Annotated in this window: 23 protein-coding genes; 1 reads left to right on the forward strand and 22 read right to left on the reverse strand. The window is 69.8% G+C overall.

Annotated features, from left to right (window positions below; translation table 11 throughout):
* Position 1 precedes the first annotated feature (1 nt).
* From AB0M59_RS48955 to AB0M59_RS49015, 13 genes are all read right to left on the reverse strand, one after another.
* On the reverse strand, positions 2 to 3,292 hold the full coding sequence (locus AB0M59_RS48955; protein WP_364629726.1) for a hypothetical protein: 3,291 nt from the start codon (positions 3,290 to 3,292) through the stop codon (positions 2 to 4).
* A 20-nt stretch (positions 3,293 to 3,312) separates the two neighbouring features.
* Entirely contained in the window at positions 3,313 to 3,642 is a 330-nt protein-coding gene (locus AB0M59_RS48960) for a hypothetical protein (protein WP_364629729.1), read from the reverse strand.
* 29 nt (positions 3,643 to 3,671) lie between these two features.
* Positions 3,672 to 4,073: a hypothetical protein gene (locus AB0M59_RS48965; RefSeq protein ID WP_364629732.1), complete on the reverse strand. Its 402-nt coding sequence runs from the start codon at positions 4,071 to 4,073 to the stop codon at positions 3,672 to 3,674.
* 95 nt (positions 4,074 to 4,168) lie between these two features.
* Positions 4,169 to 4,774, reverse strand: coding sequence for a hypothetical protein (locus tag AB0M59_RS48970; RefSeq protein WP_364629735.1), 606 nt, complete (start codon positions 4,772 to 4,774; stop codon positions 4,169 to 4,171).
* Between the two features lie 57 nt (positions 4,775 to 4,831).
* Positions 4,832 to 5,290, reverse strand: coding sequence for a hypothetical protein (locus AB0M59_RS48975; RefSeq protein WP_364629738.1), 459 nt, complete (start codon positions 5,288 to 5,290; stop codon positions 4,832 to 4,834).
* Complete coding sequence (locus AB0M59_RS48980; protein ID WP_364629741.1) at positions 5,290 to 5,613, reverse strand: HK97 gp10 family phage protein; 324 nt, start codon at positions 5,611 to 5,613, stop codon at positions 5,290 to 5,292. The genes AB0M59_RS48975 and AB0M59_RS48980 overlap by 1 nt, the downstream gene beginning before the upstream one ends.
* 3 nt (positions 5,614 to 5,616) lie before the next feature.
* Entirely contained in the window at positions 5,617 to 5,961 is a 345-nt protein-coding gene (locus tag AB0M59_RS48985; RefSeq protein ID WP_364629744.1) for a hypothetical protein, read from the reverse strand.
* A complete protein-coding gene (locus AB0M59_RS48990) occupies positions 5,961 to 6,386 on the reverse strand; it encodes a hypothetical protein (RefSeq protein ID WP_364629746.1) in 426 nt (141 codons plus the stop codon). Before AB0M59_RS48990 ends, AB0M59_RS48985 begins: the two co-directional genes overlap by 1 nt.
* A gap of 63 nt (positions 6,387 to 6,449) precedes the next feature.
* Complete coding sequence (locus tag AB0M59_RS48995) at positions 6,450 to 7,391, reverse strand: phage major capsid protein (RefSeq protein ID WP_364629749.1); 942 nt, start codon at positions 7,389 to 7,391, stop codon at positions 6,450 to 6,452.
* Positions 7,392 to 7,502: 111 nt separating this feature from the next.
* The gene (locus AB0M59_RS49000; protein ID WP_364629752.1) at positions 7,503 to 8,045 is read right to left on the reverse strand and encodes a hypothetical protein; all 543 of its coding nucleotides are present in this window, start codon (positions 8,043 to 8,045) and stop codon (positions 7,503 to 7,505) included.
* A 34-nt stretch (positions 8,046 to 8,079) separates the two neighbouring features.
* Positions 8,080 to 9,225 carry a hypothetical protein gene (locus AB0M59_RS49005; protein ID WP_364629755.1) on the reverse strand — a complete coding sequence of 382 codons (1,146 nt, stop codon included), beginning with the start codon at positions 9,223 to 9,225 and terminating at the stop codon, positions 8,080 to 8,082.
* Entirely contained in the window at positions 9,212 to 10,729 is a 1,518-nt protein-coding gene (locus AB0M59_RS49010) for a hypothetical protein (protein ID WP_364629758.1), read from the reverse strand. Before AB0M59_RS49010 ends, AB0M59_RS49005 begins: the two co-directional genes overlap by 14 nt.
* On the reverse strand, positions 10,729 to 12,234 hold the full coding sequence (locus AB0M59_RS49015) for a hypothetical protein (RefSeq protein ID WP_364629761.1): 1,506 nt from the start codon (positions 12,232 to 12,234) through the stop codon (positions 10,729 to 10,731). Before AB0M59_RS49015 ends, AB0M59_RS49010 begins: the two co-directional genes overlap by 1 nt.
* Positions 12,235 to 12,381: 147 nt before the next feature.
* Here AB0M59_RS49015 and AB0M59_RS49020 point away from each other — a divergent pair, with 147 nt between their 5' ends.
* Positions 12,382 to 12,570: a hypothetical protein gene (locus AB0M59_RS49020; protein WP_364629764.1), complete on the forward strand. Its 189-nt coding sequence runs from the start codon at positions 12,382 to 12,384 to the stop codon at positions 12,568 to 12,570.
* A 9-nt stretch (positions 12,571 to 12,579) separates the two neighbouring features.
* Here AB0M59_RS49020 and AB0M59_RS49025 read toward each other — a convergent pair whose 3' ends face one another.
* From AB0M59_RS49025 to AB0M59_RS49065, 9 genes are all read right to left on the reverse strand, one after another.
* Positions 12,580 to 12,798 (reverse strand): hypothetical protein, encoded by a 219-nt coding sequence (locus AB0M59_RS49025; RefSeq protein WP_364629767.1) that lies wholly within the window; start codon positions 12,796 to 12,798, stop codon positions 12,580 to 12,582.
* 137 nt (positions 12,799 to 12,935) lie between these two features.
* Positions 12,936 to 13,934: a hypothetical protein gene (locus AB0M59_RS49030; protein WP_364629770.1), complete on the reverse strand. Its 999-nt coding sequence runs from the start codon at positions 13,932 to 13,934 to the stop codon at positions 12,936 to 12,938.
* A complete protein-coding gene (locus tag AB0M59_RS49035; protein WP_364629773.1) occupies positions 13,931 to 14,491 on the reverse strand; it encodes a hypothetical protein in 561 nt (186 codons plus the stop codon). The genes AB0M59_RS49030 and AB0M59_RS49035 overlap by 4 nt, the downstream gene beginning before the upstream one ends.
* A gap of 247 nt (positions 14,492 to 14,738) precedes the next feature.
* Complete coding sequence (locus AB0M59_RS49040) at positions 14,739 to 15,266, reverse strand: hypothetical protein (protein WP_364629775.1); 528 nt, start codon at positions 15,264 to 15,266, stop codon at positions 14,739 to 14,741.
* A gap of 515 nt (positions 15,267 to 15,781) precedes the next feature.
* Positions 15,782 to 17,737 carry a hypothetical protein gene (locus tag AB0M59_RS49045; RefSeq protein ID WP_364629778.1) on the reverse strand — a complete coding sequence of 652 codons (1,956 nt, stop codon included), beginning with the start codon at positions 17,735 to 17,737 and terminating at the stop codon, positions 15,782 to 15,784.
* A complete protein-coding gene (locus AB0M59_RS49050) occupies positions 17,734 to 19,080 on the reverse strand; it encodes a bifunctional DNA primase/polymerase (protein WP_364629781.1) in 1,347 nt (448 codons plus the stop codon). The genes AB0M59_RS49045 and AB0M59_RS49050 overlap by 4 nt, the downstream gene beginning before the upstream one ends.
* Complete coding sequence (locus AB0M59_RS49055; RefSeq protein WP_364629784.1) at positions 19,077 to 19,730, reverse strand: hypothetical protein; 654 nt, start codon at positions 19,728 to 19,730, stop codon at positions 19,077 to 19,079. Before AB0M59_RS49055 ends, AB0M59_RS49050 begins: the two co-directional genes overlap by 4 nt.
* Positions 19,727 to 20,125 (reverse strand): hypothetical protein, encoded by a 399-nt coding sequence (locus AB0M59_RS49060; RefSeq protein ID WP_364629787.1) that lies wholly within the window; start codon positions 20,123 to 20,125, stop codon positions 19,727 to 19,729. The genes AB0M59_RS49055 and AB0M59_RS49060 overlap by 4 nt, the downstream gene beginning before the upstream one ends.
* A complete protein-coding gene (locus AB0M59_RS49065; protein ID WP_364629789.1) occupies positions 20,119 to 20,436 on the reverse strand; it encodes a helix-turn-helix domain-containing protein in 318 nt (105 codons plus the stop codon). The genes AB0M59_RS49060 and AB0M59_RS49065 overlap by 7 nt, the downstream gene beginning before the upstream one ends.
* Positions 20,437 to 20,565: the final 129 nt, after the last annotated feature.

A 20,565-nucleotide genomic window follows, 5' to 3' on the forward strand; every position in this document is an offset into this window, starting at 1 on the left:
ATCAGGCTCCCCTCATGGCCCAGCCGAGCTCGCCCGACACGGCCGCCGCGACGGCATAGGGCTCCATCGCCGCGGTATGCACGGTGATGTTGTTGACGACCCCGCCCCCGCCGGCCATCGCCGGAGTTCGCCCCATCCGCGCGTTCGTCTCGTCCAGCAACCGCTGAGAGCGCGAGGAACTCGGGTCGAGTGGGATATAGGACTCAGGGACCCGCAGGTTGTCCCCGACGACGCGCCACGAATTCGGCGGCACGATCTGCGCCATCGACGACATCGGGGTCAGTCCCTCGAACCCGCCGCCGGCGAAGAACTTGAGGATGTTCCCCTTGGCGTTGGGCTTGAGAATCCCGCCGTCGGCCAGCCCGAACGTCGATGCCCCGCGCCCGGTCGTGGACGGCGGAATGTAGACGCCCTGGATGTAGGCGGTCCGGGTGCGGGCCGCGTTGTTGAGCGACGCCTCGGCCGCGCCGACGTCGGCCCGCGCGTGCGTCTCCGCCCACGTGCCGTCAGCGTTCTGCTTCCATACCTGCACCGCTCCCGTTGCCGGGTTGATGTCGGCGTAGGTGTGCGTCACCGCGCCGGTAGCGTCGGTAGTCGCCTTCCATTGCCGCACCGTCCCGGTCGCCGGGTCCGTGCTCGTGTACGTCGTCGTGTTGCCAACCGTGGACGTGGTGACGTTCTTCCAGTTGGTCACCGCGTTGTCAGCCGGGCTGGTGTTGGCAAACACCGTTGCGGTGGCGTTGCTGTTGCCGACCTGATCGAGCAGCCGCTGCGCGGCGGCCTTGCCCGGTTCGGTGTCGGCGTACACCGCGAATTTGCCGTTGGGCATCTTCACGACGGTCATGCCCAGCTCGCCGAGCGCGCGGATCGCCGGGTCGGTCAGGGCATCCATCCGGATGCCCTTCTCGTCCGGCACCGCGGCGAGCCTGGTCTGGATGTCGGTAAGCTGCTTCTGCGTCTCGGTGTCGCCTTCGAGGCCCAGCTGCGTCACGACCTTGTCCGGCAACATGCCGTAGTGGTCGAGAATCTTCCCGATCTGCGTGTCGTTAAGACCGAGCTGCCGCAGCTGCTTCTCGAACTCGCCCCGCATCGCCGCCAGCTTCGGCGTGATCTCCGCCGCCGGCGTACCCGCGTCCTTCAGGGACTGGGCGTAACTGGCGAAGTCGGTCACGCCCTTCTGGACGGTGTCCTGCAGTTTCGACCCGGCCTCGGTGACCGTGTTGATCGAGCCCGACGCGTCCACCAGGTCCTTGGCGTGGCTCTTGATGTCGAGGCTCTTGAACGCATCGGAGATGCCGCGCAGGTCGTTGTTCCACGCCTGCAGTGCTTCCTCGACGCTGGGTGTCTGCCCGGCCAGCCGCAGCATCACCTCGACGATCGCCTGACCCTTGGCCGCCACGTCGCCACCGGCGGTGTTCAGCGCGCCGAACGCCGTGGTCAGGTCCGCCGTAGCCGCCTTCGCCGCGTACATCGCCGGCGTGGTGCCACGCGCCGCGATGGACTCGACCTTGCGCAACCCGGCTTCCAACTCGGCCGCCCGCTTCGCGCCCTCGGACGACGCACCGGCCTGGTTGTTGATGGCCGCGACGTTCTGGAGGGTCGTGACCAGCTCGGCCTTCTGCGCGTCGGTCAGGTCCAGCGACGCCATGCGGGTAGCAGTCATCGCGTCCACCGCGCCCTGGGCGGTCCCGTTCCCCTTCAGGAACGCATCCGCCTGACGCAGCACCATGTCCGTGACGTCGCCGCCGTGCTGGTTCGCCTGGATAAGTCCGACGAGGTAGCTGTGAAAGCCGTCGTTGACCTGCTTGAGCGCGTCCGCCTGACCGAGGCCGGCCGCCGACACCGTCGCCATCGACACGCCGAGACGGTCGTTGGAGTAGAAGGCGTTCTTGTCGGACAACGCCTTGAGCGCCGTCTGGCGGACGTTCTCCCCGATGACGCCGTTGTCGCGCCGGTACGCCTCGGTCATGTCGTTGACCGCCTGCGTGTGTCGTGCGGCCTGCGCGGCGGCCTCGGCCTGCTTCTGCCCGAGCACTCCGAGGATCAGCCCGAACACGCCCACGGCCGCCGTCACCGGAGTCACCCCGGCGACAAGGCTGCCAAGGCCGGTCACGAACTTGCCCCGGAACCCGTCGGCTGCCTTGATGTCCTGGCCTACGCCCTTGAACCCGGCGCCCACGTCGATGCCGAACCGCTGCGCGATCATCCCGGCCGCGGTGAGCGACCCGGCGAACTGCCCCACCTGCGGCGGCAGCATCGAGATCAGCGACAGCAGCAGCCGCAGCATCGTCACCGTGCCGGTGCCCGTGCCGGTGAAGCCGGACAGGAACCCGATCGCCGCCGAGCCTTCCGACGTCATGTCGTTCAAGCCACCGGTGACCTCGTCAACGATCACGTGCAGCATCGACAGCGGGCCGGAGCTCCCGGCGGCCAGGTTCGCGAACAGCGCCCCCAGCCGGGCCTCGAGCAGCGCCACCGTCGAGCCGAAGATGACGAAGCCCTGGCGAGCACCCTCACTGCCACGTGAGGCGTTGGTGAAGAACAGGTCCAGCCCGGTGCCCGCCTGCGATGCCAGGCTGTGCAGCCCCTTCAGCGCGGGCTCGGACGCCTCCACGGCGGTGACCACGCCCGGCATCGCGTTCTCAGCGAAGTCGGTGGCCGCGCCGGTCAGCTCCCGCACAGCCGGCGCGGATGCAGCGACACCGGCGCGAATCTGCGGTACCAGCCGATCCCAGGCCTGCCCGGCCGAGTCGACGGCTGTGACCGTCTCGTTCTCCAGCACGCCCGACAGCCCGCGCAGGTCCGCACTAGCGCGGTTGGACAGATCCTGGACCTTCGCCTGCACCTGGCTTGAGGACAGCGCCGCGTAGACGCCGAGCGCCGCGAACGCGCCGGCCACCAGCGCGAGCGACGCCGTGGTGCCGGCCGCGCCGACGGCGGCCGCCGCGGGCAGCCCGATCGACAGCCCGGTGAACTTGAGCGCGTCGAACTTCGCGTTGGCGCGCTTCGCCGAGCGGCCCAGTTCGTCCTCGGCGCTCTGGCCTGCTTTGCGCGCCGAGTCGCGCGTGGACTTCTCGTCGACCTCCGGCCTGATAACCGGCTTGGTTTCGCGCTCGATCTTCTCTTTGACCAGGCGGGTATTCTTCGGATCCTTCAGCGCGGTATCGAGCGTGACCGGCTTTTCGCCCTCGATCTTCGCCCGGATCCTCTTCTCGCCGCCGGAGGTCTCGTCCTTCAGGTGGACCTCGACGTAGGCGCCGGCCAGCTTGAAATCGCCACCAGGTGCGGTCACCGCGTGCCCCCTCCCCCGGCTTAGCCGAAGTCGAAGACCCCGGCCTGGTTCACGCCCAGCGGCCCGTACTCACGGGTCTGGTTCAGCGCCTTCAGCTCGTTTGCGGTGTGCGCACGGATCGGGGCGGGCTCGGCGGCCTGACCCGGCTGCGTCGGCGCGGGGACCGGAGCGGGCTCCGACGGTTGCTCGACGGCGCGGCGCATCGCGTGCCTTACGGCGCCGTCGTAGAGCGCAAGCCGGACCATGCGCGGCAGGAACACCGCGGCGGGCAGCTGGTCTAGCTCGTCGACCCTGTGGAACACCGACATGTCCGACAGCACGTCATCGAGGTGGTCAAAGAACCACCCCACGGCCGAAAGCCGTTCGTGCCAGGCGTCGGTCAGGCTTTTGGGCCCAGCACCCCGTCCGGCAGAATCCGGTCCACCAGGGCGTTCAGGATCTTCTCCCACGCCGACGGCGTGACGGTCTCGCACTCCTGCAGCGCTTCCCACGCTTCGTCGGTGAGCAGCTTCTCCGCGGCGAACGCCAGTGCCTCGGCCTCGCCCTGCTCAGTGGCGATCTTGTACGCCTTCATCGACCACGACGGCGGGACCTGTTTCGGGATCGTGTAGGTCGTGCCGCCGATCGTGAACAGCGGTTCGCGGTCGGCGATCAGCTCGTCGACCTCGGCCTGTGCGGCGGCGTCGTCGAGCACGATCCCGAGATCGGCAGGCTTCGTGGTTGCACGCCTGCGGGGCGCAGCCTTACGGGTGGACGTCTTGCGGGGCGCGGATGCGGCCATGATGCGGTCCTCCTGACAGGACGAGGGGAAAGTGGGGCAGCCCCGCTCCGCACGCCGTCAGGTGCGCGCGGAACGGGGCTGCGTCGGGGGTGGGGTCAGGCGACTTCGTCGATGATCCGGAACGGACTGATCGACTCCGAGACGAAGTAAGCCTGGAACTCCGCCGCGAGCGCCTGCTGGTTTGCCTTCTCCCAGTTCAGCGCCGTGTCACCCGAGGGCAGCGCCTTGCGCAGGATCGCCCGACGCTTGAGCGACCGCGAACCATCGGTCACGTCCGGGCCGAGGCCGTCGATCAGCAGCGTGCGGTAGGGCGCCCGGTTCGCCGTCTGCCCGGCGTTGAGGTCGGACACCGCGTAATTCGCGCCGGTGGGGCCGGTGGTCATGTTCCACGCGTAGGCCAGGTTCGCCTTCGTCATCTCGGCGAAGTTCACCGTGGCCATGATGTCGCGATCGGTCAGTCGCGCGCCGAGCTTGTCGACCAGCTGATCGCCGGTCAGCGGCGTCCAGGTCGGCTTGATGTTCGTGCTGGTGCCGCCGAGCGTGATGCCGACGTCGTACCAGGCGGACGCCGCCGGGGCGATGTTCACGTCGGCCAGCGCGGGCTCGTAGCTCAGCGACGGGTCGAACGCGTTCTTGTAGATGTACAGCCGGGCCGGACCCATGACGAGGTTGCCGGGCACCAGACCGCTCGTGTCAGCCATAAGGCACTCCACTGTGGACAGGGACCGGGTGGCCCCGCTGGGTTGGTGTCGGTCCCCTCACGGGGTGCTCTTGTCGACCGGGACCCAATGCAGCATCAGGTCCAGGGCGTACACGGCGTAGTCGCCGAAGTCGCCGTACGCCCGCCTCGGCTTGCCGAGGACGTAAGCCGTCTTCACGACGGCGTTCTCACTGCAGCCGGACAGCGGCACGAACCACGGCTCCCGCCGGTAGGTGCCTGCCTGCACGGTGGTGACGAGGTTTCGCGCCTTGTTCCACGGTGGCGCGTCCGTGCCGGGCGTGGTCGCCCAGCCGCGGATGTCCATCACCGGCGATTGCAGCCGATACTCAGGTACCGTGTCGCCGCCGGCCACCGCGACCGTGAGGAAACCGGCCGCCGCCCAGCTGTTCGCGTCGCGCGGCAGCTGCTCGCCGACCATCTCCGCGGCGAACCCGATCGTGCGCAGCCACGCCAGCGTCACCGCCTCGTCCGAGGCGTAGATGAACGGCGACGTCATCACGCACCCCGCCTGCGGTAGAGCGCCGCACGAAGGAAACTCTGCGGCGGCACTACCTCGCCGGTGAACACCGTCTCACCATCCGCACCGCGGTAGGCCACGCGGTGACCTTCCTCGACATACAGCGCGTAGTTCAGGTCTGACCCGATCCGCGCGGTGTCGCCGTGGATCTCGCTCGACAGCGACTCACGCAGGTGGCCGGTGTCGACCGGGACGAGCCGCTTCGCGTCCTCGAGGACGTCGCCGACAAGGCGGCCGAACAACTCGCGGACGTCGGCGGCGATCTGCTCCCGCCAGTCTGCGGTCTCGCGGTAATCCGCCACGGCTCACCCCCCGTCCTCGCCGATCCGCTTGAGCTCCAGCCGGACATCCGGCACCCGGCCCGGGGCGCGGGGCCGGGTCACGTTCTGCACGAGGTACAGCACGTTGTTCCGGTCGTCGCGGATCCGGTCGCCGGTGCGGATGTCCGTGGTGCAGGGCACGGTGCCGGTGACCACGCGCACCACGCGCGGGGTCTGCGTGGCCGGGTCCCAGGTTCGGGAGTCCCGTTCGTCGACCGCGAGCAGCACGCCGGTGGCTGCCGGGGTGAGGTTGTTCGGTACCGGGTCGCCGAAGTCCGACGGCGTGGTGCCGCGGTAGATCGACCCCCGGCACGTCGCGAGCGCCCACATCAGACCGGCCGCCAGACACCCGGGTCGCCGTCCTCGCCCATTGGCTCACGCAGACGCGGGGTCTCCCCCGGTGCGCGGACGTGCAGCGAGCCGGAACCGAGCCACGACACCCGCCGCAGCGCCTGCGCTGCGTGCGGGCCCAGCGTGAGCCAGCTGTCGTTGCCCTCCTGCGAGCCCTGACCGGACCCGGTGCCCTTGACGTCCAGCCGCACGAACTCGTCCGGCTGGTCTTTCTGCCACGCCGCCTGGTAGGCGGTCGCGAGCTTGAGCCAGTACCGGTCTCGGGACCCGATCCGCTCGGCGTCCTCGAAGAGCCTGCCGCTCTCGATGTCGATCACGGCCTGCGCCCGCGGCATCGCGTCGTCGGTGACCGTCTCGCCCGTGTAGGTGAGCACGTCGGCCGCGCTCGCCCAGGTGTCCGGCATGGCGCCTCCCTTCCGGGCAGGGGCCGCGCAGCAGCTCGCCGCGCGGCCCCGTCACGGGCTCGGTCAGTTCTTGACCAGCATCGAGAACGCGCCCGGCGCACCCACCGCGAACGCCTTGCGAGCACGGAAGTACAGCAGGTTCTCGTCCGTGTCGACGCCGATGCCGGTCTCGGTGTCCTGGAAGTTCACCGCGAGCTCGCCCTGAGTGCGGTCACCGACCTGCAGGAACTGCCGGTTGCCGAACACGATGAACGGGTTGCCAGTCGGGGTAGCCGAGCCGGTCGCGGACGTCTTCGCACCCATCGACCACTGCAGCTCGTAGCCGAACAGCCGCGGCGTGCCGCCCTGGCCGCCGCCGGCGGTGCCGTTGGACGACTCGTTCAGGATCGGAGCGCCCTGGCCGTCCTTGATGCCGCGGAGCACCTGCTTGAAGCTCGGGTGCGCGATCACCACCGTCTCGGCCTCGTCGAAGTAGTCCCCCACCTCGTAGAGACCCAGCGACGCCGACAGGTTGTCGTACGTGATGCCGCCGGTGCCGGCGAGTGTCAGGTTCGCGTTGCCGGTGTAGCCGGTCACCGTGTCGTTCTGGGTCAGCAGGTAGTACAGGCTGTCGAAGCCCCACCCGCTCGTGCCCTTCGCCGCGGTGATGCCCAGGGTGACGTTGTCGAACAGCTTGCCGAACGAGGTGCCGGCGTCGCCCGACTTGGCGTCCACGATGGACGCCAGCGAGTCCTCCATGTCCTCTGCCGCCACCACGACCTTGCCACCGAACTTGTCGGTGTTCAGCAGCACCGAGTCGTTCGGCGAGCTGTCCGCCGGGGCGCTGGTGGACTTCGCCCACCGGCCGATCACGACGCCGCCCGAGCGCGGGGTGTACTTCGTGTTGCTGGACATCGGGACGTGGTTGCCCCAGCGCAGCACGGCCGAGGACTGCTCGACCTTCTGGATGACGTCGGGGTTGGTCTCGATCGGGATCCAGCCCGCCCCGGTGAAAGTGACAGCCATGACGGCTCTCCGTTTCTGTTGGGATAGAGGGGAAAGGCCGCGACTTTCTGGTCACGGACGCGGCCGGACGCCCTCACGGGCTGCTCTTGGTGCCAGGGGTGGCGAGCTGAGTCAGCCGCCATAGCGGGCGGCGATGATCTCGCCCGCGGTCTTCGTGGTCTCGGCGGCCTGCTTGCCACCGGGGGTGAGCTTGCCGGGGCGCGGCTTGTCGCCTTCGCCTTCGGTCTTGAAGAACTCGGGGTACTCGGCCTTCACGCGCTTCACCTCGGCGTCGAGCCCGGTGATCCCGCCCTTGTCGTCGATGTCCAGTTTCGAAACATCGAGCAGGCCGGCCAAGGCGGCCACGCGGTCCGTCTTGGCATCGGCTTCGAGCAGGGCCGACTTCGCCGACGCCTTGATCGCAGTCGGTTTGTAGAGCGCCGTCGCGGCCTCCAGTGCCTCCCGCTTCGCCTTGTCGGCGTCGGTCTCGTTCTTCTGCTCCAGTTCCTTGAGCTTGACGCGGCGGCCCGCAGACTCAGCGTTCACACGCGCGAGCTCGGCCAGCTTCGCCTCGTACTCGGCCTTCGTCGGCGGCTTCCACTCCTCCGTGGTCTCCGTGCCCGGACCGGGCTTGGTTTCCTCGGTGGTGGTCTCCGTCGTGGTTTCCTCCGCCATCACGGCGTCCTTCCTCGATGCGCCCGCCAGCGGGCTACCTGGTGAACTGACCGCGCTTCACGGCCCGTTCGGCCCGCGTCTTGACCGACGCGGGAACCCGCCACCCCGAGGGCGCGGGAGAGTTCTTGCCGGACCCGATCCGGGCCAGCAACCGGTCAGCCGCCTGCAGCCGGACGTTTTCCGACTCGGTCGGCAGCGCGTCGCCGCGGAGCACCGAGCGCTCGGCCTCGCGCCGCAACGCTGCAGGTAGGTCGAACGCCGCCGATGCCGCAGCAGCCGCGGCCGCCTTCCGAGCGGCGGCCACCGCGACGTGATCGCCCTTCGCCTGGGCGTCCTTGATGGCCTCGGCCCAGTCGTGCGTGACCGCGAGCGCCGCGGCCTCGTCGTGACCGAGCCACAGCGACAGCCGGCAACGGCACCGAGGGTGTCGGGGTGGGCGGCTCAGCTCGACGAGCACCAGCTTCCCGGCGGCGTTGTACGCCTTCGGCTGGTACGCCTTGGCGCCGAAGGTGTGCCGCCAGTCGAAGTGACCACCCGGCACGATCAGCCGACCGGACTGCGCCAGGCAGGACACGCAGGCGTCCCGCTCCGCCACCCACACCAGCCGGGCGTCCAGCCGCTGCGCCACGACGCTCATGGCCGCGTTCAGCTCGCCGTTCGCGGTGTCTCGGGCAGCGGCTTCGATGATCGCCGCCGCCTGGCTCATCGCCGCGATGCGCCGCTGGACGTCGGCGAGCGTGCCGGACTCCACGGTCCGGACCAGCGTCGCCGCCTCGGCCAGCTTCGCGCGGGCTGCTTTCACCGCCTGCTCGATCGCCGTCACGGTGGCGGGCTCGAGCTCGAGCGAGATCGGACGCGGCCGCGCGCCCGCCTCGCGGTGAGCCTGCTCAGCACCGAGACGCCGCGCGCGGGTCGCGTAGTCGGTCAGCGCCGGGCCGGCGTCGACCGGGATGCCCGCGATGCGCGTGGCCAGCTTCGCCGTGAGCGCGGTAAATCGGCTCCCGGACGCCTGCGCCCGCGGCTTGCCGAACAGCCGCGCCCACGAGGACACCGCCCACGCGAACACCTGACGCGCCGCCTGGCGCAGCGGGCCGGCGGCCGCGGTGATGGCCGCCTGCTCGAGCTCGAGCGCCTGCGCGTCGTGTTCGGCGATCAGGGCGAGCGGGTCACGCGGTGCCATCGTCCGGGCCCGTCACGTCGCCGATCAGCTTCGTCACCACCCGCTGCACCGTCGCCTGATCCGTCAGCCCGGCCGCCACCGCCGATGCGAAGTTGCCGAGCGCGTCCCCGAGCTGGTTGAGCAGGGCCACCCGTTGTGGCAGCCCGCCGTCGCCGTCGTCCAGCCACTTCTCGACGTCCTTGGTGTCGTAGCCGATCTCCGTCAGCGATACGCCCACCGGCACGCCCACGTCCTGCTTCTGCTTGGCGTGGCCGAGCTTTGTGGACTCGTCGGTGGACTCGATCGGCGCCCAGCTGATCGTGACCGGCGCACCCTCGTGACCGAGGATCTTCAGGATGAAGCCGTAGAAGCCCCGCCACGTCGGGTCGAACGCGTCGCGCCGGTCGCCGGACTTGTCGTCCAACGGCTCATTCGCCGTCTTCAGCGACTCACCCGACGGGATCTGCCCGGTGCGGTCGAACATGTGCAGCGGAGTCGACGCCGCCACGGAGCCCTCGCGCAGGTACGCTGCCCGCCGGTCCAGGAACACGGCCGCGGTGGTCGGCTCCAGCTGCTTGACATCGTCGTAGCCTTCGAGGTCCCAGAGCGAGCCGGGCTCGCTGGACAGCTTCGACTTCCGGTCGTCGCCTGTGGACGAGATCGTGCGCTTGCCGTCTGCCGACACCGCGAAGTCGTCTTCGTCGAGCTCGTCCGGCGTCATCGCCTTCATACCCAGCTTGCGCAGGGCCACGCGCTGCGGCAGCGTGTTGAAGTCCACGCCGGCCATGTCGCTGATTTCCAGCTTCAGCAGCTTGTTCTGCGTGCCGTAGAAGCACCTGTGTTCCGGCGTGCCGTACTCGCCCGGCAGCCCGGTGCCGTGGAAGTGGAACACCGGGAACCCGTACGGGTTCTTCTCGACGGCATCGCGCCCGTCCTCGGCGTATGGCTGGAAGTCGCCCGCCTTGCTGGAACGCTGCCCCTTCGCGATGAAGTGCTCGATGCGGTCGCCGTAGAGCAGGTCCACCCGGACACGCTTCGCCCCGAGCGGCGTCTTCACTAGCCACTTCTGGATCGCCAGCCGCGGCGTCTCGGGCTCGTCCTCGTCGTAGATCACCCGCATTTCCCGCGGGCCGTGCACCGACACCCGGACCTTGCCCGGCACCGGCGCGCCCTCGGTGTCGAGCTTCGGCCACGCGGTCAGGTAACTGTCACCGAGCTGCAGCGCACGCCGCATCACTGCGGGCCGGACACGGCCCATGAGGTTGTCGGCGTCCACCGAGGCGATCAGCGCCGTGCGCTCGTCGGTGTCGCTGGTGATCGCGGTGACCTTGAGCTTGTTCGCCACGGCGTCGATGACGACGTCACCGAGCAGCGTCTGAAACGACACCCCGGCGTCCCGCAGCAGCGCGCGCACGCGGCGAGAGGTGAACACCTCGTCCACGGGGCCGTCGCTGTACGCCTTCGCCTTGCAATACGCGTCATCGGCGCCGTTCATCGCGGCCAGGGCGTCGTCGAGGTCGGTCATCACGCGGCCCCCTCTCGTGCGGTAGCCCGCTGCGGCGGGGCGTCGGACTTCAGGAACACCTCGACGCCGGTGCCGATCGCGTCCACGAGGTCGTCGTGCTCGGCCAGCGGGAACCGGATCATTTGCGCCTCGGCCTGGTGCAGCCGCTTCTCGTGAAGGACGCGGCCTCGCTGGTACTTCGCCAGCAGCGAGCCGGCTCGGACTTCCTTCGGGCGGCTCTGCGTCACGGTGCGCACCGGCACGGGCAGGTCGTGCAGGATCGCCAGCCAGGCGTCCCCGCCCTGGTTCGTTTCCACCACCACGCCGGCGATCTCCGGGAACGCCTCGAGGATCTGCAGGACGCGGGCGCGCAGCCGCTCGCCAGGCGGGATCTTGACCTGCCACGCCTCGCGCACCACGCACACGCGCTCCGGGCCCGGCGCCGACGCGCCGATCACCGCGAGCGCAGTGAAGTCGCTCTTGGCCCGCGTCGTCACCGCGGGGTCGATGGACAGCAACTGGTGCGTGATCGCCACATCGGCGCGGTAGGCGAAGTCCTCGCCGGACCAGAACGCCGAGTCCGCGGCCATCGGGTCGTTGCGGTACTGGCTCTGAAAGCTGCGCGTGTGCCGGACAGTGTTGATCCACTCCATCGCCCAGCGCTCCGGCCACAGGCTGCGCTCTGCGCCGTCCGGACCGGTCCGGATCACGTCCCAGTACCGCGGCACGAACCGCTCGTCATCGACCCACGATGGGTACTGCTCGCCGCGAGCCTTCGCCGTGATGTCGTCCACGATCGCGCCCGGCATCGCCACCGTGCCGGCCAGCGTGACCGACGCGCGGTTGTTCATCGGCAGGATGCCGCCGGTCATCGTCGCCAACCGGCTGGCCTTCTGCGCCGGTGAGTACTTGCCCTCGGTGCCCTCGATGTCGTCGAGGATCAGGTGATCCGGCCGCCGGGTGCCGACCTTCAGCCCGAGCACCTGCGAGTCGATGCCGCGCGCGGCGAATACGAAACCGCTGCGCGCCATGTACATCGACTGCGAGTCGGCGATCGTTGTGCCCTTGGCCCGGCGCGCCGGTGCGCACAGATTCGCGAAGTCCAATTGCAGCAAGGCGTTCTGCTCGGTCTCGCGCTTGAACGTGCCCAGGTGGTCTGTCGCCTGCGTCGCCGAGTTGGCGAACGCCGCGATGAACATCCGGTGCCCGTGCGCGGCCAGCCACAGCGGGATGACCGTGAACCACCAGGTGCTCTTGCCACAACCGCGGGGCGCCACGATGGCGTCCCGCAACGAACCGGGCTCACACGACGCGATCGGCCGGACGTAGCGCTTCGCCAGCTCGCACCAATCCAGGTGCGCCTCGCTGAACGAGATCTTGTCGCCGGTCTCGGTGCCCCGCAGGTGGTGGGGCAGATAGACCAGAGCGAACAGCAGCGGGTCCAGTCGCGTCAGGATCCGCCGGCCCTCGGGATCGGCCAGCAGCCGCTCGTCCAGCCCGGCCAGGAACGCGGTGAGGTCGAACATCCCGGGTGCCCTCCGCGTCCTGCCCGTGCGCGGGCCTGGGCCGAGGGCTCTGCCCGGCTCCGTCGAGCAGCCCCGGGTTCGGGTGGCCGGCTGTAACAGCGGCCGCCTTGCGGCCGACCTACGGGCACTGATCGAGAAAGGGTGGTCATGGCCATCGAGGTGCACACAAGCAGCAACCACCGCGAAACTCACGAAAACGCGGTCGAGTACTACGTTGGCGCATCAGACGGAGGGCACCTCTACCTGCGCTCTGCGCCGGACAGCGCCGGTGACCAGGACATCGTCGCGATCTACGCGCCGAGTATCTGGCGGTCCGCAAAGCTCGTCACCGAGTAACGACGAACGTCAGCACGGCCCACCGGTGCCGGCGTCCGGCTGCGGCAGCGGCTGCCAGCCGGCGCCCGGCTTCACGCTGTGCGGCTGCTTGCCGGCGTGCTCGATGGCGTCGGCGATCTCGTGCCAGCGTGCTCGCCTAGCGCCGACCTGATCGGCGGCCTCTTCGCGCGCAGCGCCGACGAGCACGCCCCGCTCCGCCTCGGTGAGGTCGCTGAACTTCGTGATCATCGTTGCTTCCTCCTTGCCGCAGCACCAATCACAGCCGGACACGTGCCAATCGCACGTCGGGCATGGCTCGTCCGCCGGGCCGCGCGGGCTGCTCGGCGGCGTGCCGTCCGACTGGCCGGCAAAGGGCTCCGTCGTGCTCATGCTGTGTAGGCGGCTTCCCAGCGGTGCACGTTCGCCTCGATCGTCCGGCCGGACGCCCACTCCCGGGCCTGCTTACCCAGCTGCACGCGCGCCTCGGTGTCGGCGGCGAGATCCGCGAGCGCGGCCGTCCAGTCCTTCGCGGTGGCCGCCAGCTGGCACGGCGCCCCGCCCGCCGCTGAGCGTCCGTACGGACCGGCAGCGGACACGATGGCCGGGATGCCGAGCGCGGACATCTCCACGAGCGCCAGATCCGACTTCGCGTCGTTGAACGGCGACGGCCGCAGCGGGATCACCGCCACATCGAAGTCCACCGCCCGCAGGAAGTCGCCGACGGCCTGGTGCCATCCGGTCCACCGGGTGCGGCCGTGGTTGCCGGCCACGCGGGCTGTGTAGTTCGCGCCCATGCAGTGCAGCTCGACACGGTTGCGGTTGCGCGGGTGCTGGAGGAACTGCCGCAGCGGCTTGGCGAGCTCGCCAAAGTCGCGGTTGTGCGACAGGCCACCACGCCATCCGACGGTCACCAGGTCGTTCACCACCGGGTGCTCGTGCTCGAGCAGCCAGCCCGGCACCTGGTTGGGCAGCACGTGGATCGCCGCGGTGGGGTTGATCTCGCGCGCCTGCTCGGCCAGCCGGTCCGTGGTCACCGTGATCACGTCGGCCACGGCCATGTTCTCGCGGTAGCGACGCACCGTCTCGGCGTCGTAGAACTGCGCGGCGTGCCGGTTGCTCGGGTCCACATCGGTCAGCAGGTCGTCGGTCTCGAACACGAGCTTCGTGTGGCCGGCGCGGGCGAGTTTCTGCCAGGTGGCCGACGCGCCCTCAAGGCAGATCCGCTGCCCCACGATCACGTCGCACTCGCCTCGGCGTGCGTCGTCGGGAACCACGCGGCCGTCGGCCATCACGTCGTGACCGCGCTTGGCGAGCTCGGCGCCGGGCAGCAGGCAGCGGTAGTAGCCGCAGCCGGCGTAGTCGCCCAGCCAATAGAAGATCTTCACGCGCCCGCCTCCCCCATCAGCTCCTGCTCGGCGGCCTGCTGCTGGGCCCGCGCCTCCGCGATGAGGCCGTCGAGCTCGGCTGGCCGCGCGGTCACGTTCGCGTTGACGATGGATTCCGTCGGGGCCTCGGCGCCGGTGAGCTTCGCCAGCTGGGCGTCGATCTTCAGCAACCGGTCGGCCGTCGACAGCTGCAGGCCGTAGTCCCGCACGATCTCGTTGTCGTGCTCGGGGTCGCGCACCACGCCGCCGTCCTTGCCTGCGGTCACCGGTGCGGGATTCACCTCGAGCAGCTCGCCGACCTTGAGCCGCAGCGCGTTCAGGCGCTCGATCAGCAGGGTGCGGTACTGCTCGGCCACCGGGCTGACGCGCTCGGCGGCTTCCAGCTCGATCAGGCTACGAACGCCCTCATGGCTGATTCGCGCGCCTTCGCCGGACATGATCGCCGCGATCTCGCGCAGGCTGTTCCCGGCCAGGCTGAGCTCGAAGGCGCGCACCTGGCGCTGCGCCTTGTCGGCGACGCGGCCTTTGCGCTGGTGGTTCCGGCCTGCGTTCGGCATCGCGTCACCTCCTGACGAGGTCCGGGAGCGCACGGCACGAGGTAGGGCGTGCCGTGCGCTCAACCGGAGAGGGATCCCGGAACCTCACGCCGCGATGGGGAGTCCGTGCGTGTCGGCGGGGCCGGGAGAATGACCGAAGCCCCCACCGCACCCGAACTGGGCGGCGAGGGCTTCGTACGGCGGGGCATAGCTCCGCCTCGGTTTGTGACGCTACGCGTTTCGACAGGTGCCTGTCAATCTGGTCGGCTCACGCGACCTCGAGAGCCGCCTGCCGATCGAGCAGCGCGAGGACATCGGCGAGTCGGTAGCGGCCGCGTTCGTCGGCGCTGACCTGGCCACGGTAGCGCCAATTCCGCACCCGCCCCGCGGTCACCGGCGTGCCCCACCCGCGCGTCTCCTGCTCGATCTCAGCGGCCGTAAGCCAGGTAGAGGTCACGTAGTCCCGGGCGGCATGTACGGCGTCCTCTCGGCGCAACCAGTCCCCACAGGCGGGGCACTCCGCGGCCACGCGGTCGAACTCGCACGAAACCGGCGCGCCGCAGGCGCACAGCCCGAGCGGTACGCGCGCCGGCCGTTCGATCCGCGCCATCACCATTTCCTCCAGCTCCACATACCGCGAACCGAACGACGCCAGGTACTCGTCCCGCAGCTCGAGCGCGTCGAGATCGATCGGCGGGACGCTGCTGAACCCGGACTTCGTGCCGATCGCGCCCGGGTGCCGGGTCACGGCCTGCTTGGCGATCACGTGGTCCAGAAGATCAACGATGACGGACATGGCGGCTCCCCTACCGAGACAACCTGAACGATCGTCCCAATAGTAACCCGCGTTCGTCGATAGCTGGTCCCGTCAGCCAGCCAATGTCAGTGGCTGTCGTTCCGCGGCTCGTGCCGGCCGGTCGAGCTGTGCATAACTCTGTGGATAAGTAGTGCGCACCGGCGGGTTCGGTCGCGGAAGCAGGGACTTGCGCGGGACTTGCAGCACGGTTCAGAGGTAAGTCCCGCGGTGCGTCCAGGCGGTTGACCTGCATGTTCGCAAGATCATCAGGGAGTCAGGGAGTTACGGGAGTTAAGGGCCGCCGCCACTTCGTGTGTGCGCGAGCGCGTGCATGCGGCGCGCGTACGTACGCGCGTAGTTCGGTTTAACTCCCGTAACTCCCTGACTCCCTGCAAACCGCTGGTCAGAGCGTTTTTCGTGATCTTGCAAGTCCCTGCTAAGTCCCTGCTAAGTCCCTGCACACCAGAGAGCCCGCCACCCTGAGCGTGGGTGGCGGGCTCTGAAGCGTGGCTAGATCACACGTCGCGTGCGCTCAGCCTCCACACCTTCTGATTCCGCGCGGACGTCGCGGCGCCCAGCAGGACCTCGCGCCTCTCGCCCACCCGCGCCGGTTTGTCCAGCACCCGCCGCAGGGCTATGCCCACGCTCTGCGCGTTCAGGAGACCGCCGTACCGCGGCTTCGGCACCGTGTCCGCAAGGTCGGCCAGCGCCTCCGTACGGGCCGGATCGCGGCCGCCCATCGCCAGCCCGGCGGCCGCCCCCTCCCCCTCCCGACACCTCGCGAGGACGTCCTTTGCGGTGAAATCGTCGGCGCCGAAGACACGCCACAGAGCCGAGACGAACTCGGCGTCCGGGTCCGTGTCCCGGTCGCGCATCACGTCCAGGTTGTCGAGAAATCCCGGGACGCCCGCGAGATCCAGCAGCCCCGCCACCTTGCGCGCCCACTCCGCGAACGTGCCGCGGATCGCCTTCGCGTCGCCCTCCGGCCGGCCTGCCTGCGTCCACCCGATCACCATCGTCCGCAGCAGGGCCAACACACCCGCCTGAAATTCCGGCAGCTGTACGGCGCTCGGCATGTCCGCCACGGCTCGCGGGGCCGCCTTCTGCGCCGTCGTCGGCGGGTCCAGCTCGGTGACGATGAACCGGGTAACCGAGTCGTCGCCGAGCGAGAGCCGGTTACCGTTCGCCACCACCTGCGCCGTGTTCGCGAACGACAGCGAGCGCGTCTTGCCCAGCTCTCGCCCCGAGATCACCGGGTCCGTGATCAGCGCGTCGAGCGGCGCGCCGCGCAAGCGTGTCCCGTTGGGGACGTTGTTCAGCGTGACCACCTTGGCGTCCGGGTGCGTCGCCACCGCACCGAGGATCGCCTTCCGGAACTCGTCATCGTCCCCGGTGTAGCGCACCTCCGCCGCGCCGTAGAGCCGGGCGATCACGTCGGTCAGTGTCGACTTGCCGCTGTCGGGCGCGCCCGCGGTGATCAGCAGCCCCGGCACCGGCAGGAAGCGCCCCGGGTTCTGCGCGAATGCCCGCCGCCCGACGGCAGTCACGGCCGCGGCCAGCCAGTTCGCGTAGTCGGCCTGGCCCTTCCATGTGAACGACTCGAACAGCCCCCAGAGCCTGCAGGCGGCGTCCTGCACCTGCGCGGCCGGAACCGGCGCATCGGTCAGCGCGGGGTGCAGCGCCACCTCGTCGGCCGGAACGTCGACGAGCAGCCCGGACGCCGGGTCGTAGCCGTTCACCGCGACGTCCCGGCCCGCCCAATCCACCGCGGGACGGCGCACGAGCTCCCGTAGCGTCCGCACGCCCGGCAACGCGGGGCTCTCGAGGTAGGGCTGCACCATCGCCGGCGACGGCACGGCACGCTTCCAATACGTCGTGCCGGGCTCACCGGTCGGCGAGTTCCAGCGGACGAAGTCCGGATCGCTGACCACCTGCGCCACGATCGCCGGGTCGAACAACGCTTCCTCGGACAGCTCGGCGAGCTTCACCGTCACCGCCCGCTCCAGCAGCAGCCGCGCGGCGAGGCCGGGCGTCACCTGCGTCAGCACGCGCTCGCTGGACAGGTGGCCGCCGGTGGGCTGGTAGGCGACGAGCCGGCCACCGAACACGAACAAGTCCCCGTTGATCCCGCTCGGGTGTGGGGACGACGTCGCAAAGAACTGCCGCACGCCGTCCTCTGTGGCCGACGCGCTGGTGACGTCGATCCACGGCGCGCCGTACGCGCGAGCGAACCGGTAGCTCCAACCCGGCACCTGCCGCAGATCCTCCGGCAGCCCAGCACGCTGACCGTCGAGCCATCCCGCGTACTCGGCCCCGATCCCCGCTACGGCTTCGCGAGCGGCTTCCCGCTCCGCCGCGCGCCTGGCCTCCTTGGCTTCCCTGGACTCCGCGGCGTGGGTGGCCTTGGACTGCTCGGCTGCGCGGCGCGCCGCCTCGATGTCCACCACGTTGTCGCTCGGCTGCTCGGTCACGCCGGCACCTCGTCTTTCGTGTAGTGCGTGATGACGGCGCCGAGCTGCGCGAGCACCGCGCGGCGCCCCTCGTCCTCGGTGCCCAGCGCCAGGCGGTGCCAGGCGATCGTGAGCGCGTCCAGCGCGAACTCACCAGCGATGTCCCCGGCCAGTGCCGAAGCCCACGCCGCCCGCGCCTCGGTGTCCCAGCCGTCGCGCCGGAACGCCTCCGAAATCCGCTCCAGCTGCGCCAGCCGCCCCTTCAGCTGAATCCGGTGCGTCGGGTGGCCGAGGCGCGTGCACTGCGCCAGAACGGCGCTCAGCGTCTCCGGCGAGGCCGCGACCACCGCCCGCGCGGCGTCCCGGCGGCGGAACGTCTCTTTCCAGTCGTCGTCCAGCTGCCACGGCTCGGCCTGGGCGGCCTCCAGCGACCACTCCAGCAGGCTGGGCAGGCTGTCCCAGCCCTCGATCGAGCCGGCCCAGTCGTCGTGCTGTTCCAGCCACACCACCACCTCGTCCCGGATGTCGTCATCCGTCACGCCGGTGGCGAAGAGGTAGCGCAGCAGTACGCCCAGGAAGCTGAGGGTGGCGGTGTGCAGCCCACTGCCCTGCGCCACGTCCAGCCACTCGGCGTGCGCCTGGGTCACCAGCTCGGCCGCGCGCCTGCGGTCGACGATCATGGGTGTCCCCGGCGTGCTGGTGTACTGCGCGCGGACCGCGGTGTTCGCCCCGGTCCGCGCGTGGGTGGGAGTGCTCTTGGACGCCTCGGTGACGGCGGTCGGCGGGGGCGGCAGCTGCGAGGGGTGTGGCAACTGCGCGATCGGCCACGTGGTCCGCCACTGCGTCGCCGAGCCATCCGGGAAGAACGTCCACGTAGGTGCGGCAACGCTCAGTCCGCCGACGCCCCGGGTGTCCACGCCGCCCGCCACCTTGCCCGCGGTGTTGCGCAGTCCGTCCGGATTGGACAGGTAGATGTGCCTACCACCCCGGCCGCCCCCGGCTTCGATCCACGCCCCCGCAGGGATCTCGGCCGCCGCGCCGAACGCTTCTTTGTAGCTGTCCTCGTCGTACATCAGCAGCCCTGACGGGCCGGTGATCAGTGCGAGACCGAACACGACGTCCGGACCGCCAGTACCGAACCAGCGCTGGACCTCTTCCAGCGTGTCCAGGGGCTTGTCGTTCTTCCACCGGATCAGGGGGATGATGCGCTTCGCGAGCTTCGGCCGCACCATTCCCGTTTCCCGATCCTTGGTCTCCGACCAGTAGTAGTCGACCTGCCTGAGCGGAGCGACGGACCAGCCGCGCGAGACGTAGGTCCAGGCATGCTCGAACAGCTGCGCGCGGTAGATCTGCTCCGGCGTCATCGGTTCACCGCTGCGTGGTGAGCCACTCGTGCCCGCGCCAGCAGCTCGGGCGTCACACCGGCCCGCGCCAGCAGCTCGGCGCGCCGGATCATCTCGACCAGCACACCCACCACGGCCTCGGCCACGTCCGCTACCGGATCACCGACCTCGATGATCCGGTAGGACCAGCCGACCCACGACCCGTATCGGGCCTGACGCGCGTACGCATCCGCGGCGTACTCGTAGGGCACGTAGCGCTCTTTCCGGCGCGTGCCCGGCATCGGCGTCTTACCCGACCGCAGCGGGGTGAGCGCGTCGTCCAGGAATTGCCAGTCGATCAGCGCGAACAGGTCCGGATCGTCCTGCATGACGAAGATCAGATCGATGCCGACCGAGCGCGAGTTGAGGTCAATCTGGATCGGCCACGTCACGCGCGGTTCCGGGGTGTTCACAGCCTTCCGGCGGAGGTGGCACCAAGCGTGCGGATACGGCGGCAGGAAGGGGCTGCTCTTGACTTGACGCAGCTGGTCCCAGACGGCCGGCGGCGTTACACTCATGGTGATTTCCTTCGCGGGAATGAGGGTCAGGGCCCGGCGTACTGGAGAGGCGCCGGGTTCTTCCATGTCCGGGAAGCCGGACAGCACGCCGGCGGGATGGTTCGGCGTGCTCATGCGGCACCCCCGTGCCCGCACCCGATGAACGCACGCGGGTGCTCTTCACAGTTGCGCCAGTCGCTCCAGCCCAGGCCGGATCCCACCGAGAAGTGCAGCAGCGAGATCTGCCCCGGCGTCCCGTGATCGGGGATCATGTTGGCCGAGCTGCCCCAGTCGACGTAGCCGCCGCCGTTCTGGCCCACCCAGGTCTCAGCCGCGTCCAGCGAGCCGAACGGGCCGTGCACCGTGGCGTCGCTGGCGCGCACCAGGTAGGTGCCCAGGTCGGACGACGGCGGGGTGCGGTAGCGCACCAGGTAGGTCTCGGACGTCCGGTACTGCGGGACGTGGCGGTAGCGGTTCGCCGAGTTGGCGATCTTGCCGGTCAGCTCGGCCGCTACAGGGGCGGTCAGCATGCGACACCGTCCACACGCGACTCGAGGGCCGGCGGGAGCAGGCGGCGCAGCTCGGCGCGAGCCTCAGGCGAAAGCGGGCCGGCCGCCGCGACGATGGCCGCCACCGCGGCGCGGTCCTCTTCAGATAGTTCGACCTCGGCAGCGGCCACGGGGCGCACGAACGCGGCAAGGTCGGCGACCGAGACCTTGATCAGCTTCCGCCCGATCCGGACGGCGGGCAGCGTGCCATCGGCAATGGCTGCCCGGATGGTGCGCTCGGAGAGACCGAGAACGGTAGCGGCCTCGGCGACCGTAACCAGGTCGGCGGGCAAGACGTCTAAGATGGGCACGGCATTCGCTCCAACGGAGGACGAGACGAAGCCCTGCTGTAGGGCTTCGATCCCGTCTCCCCGGAACCCACCCAGCACGTCAGGGCGTTCCGTTGGAGCGGCGGCGTCCCG

It is taken from the genome of Amycolatopsis sp. NPDC051371 (genome assembly GCF_040682155.1).
Classification (GTDB): Bacteria; Actinomycetota; Actinomycetes; order Mycobacteriales; family Pseudonocardiaceae; genus Amycolatopsis.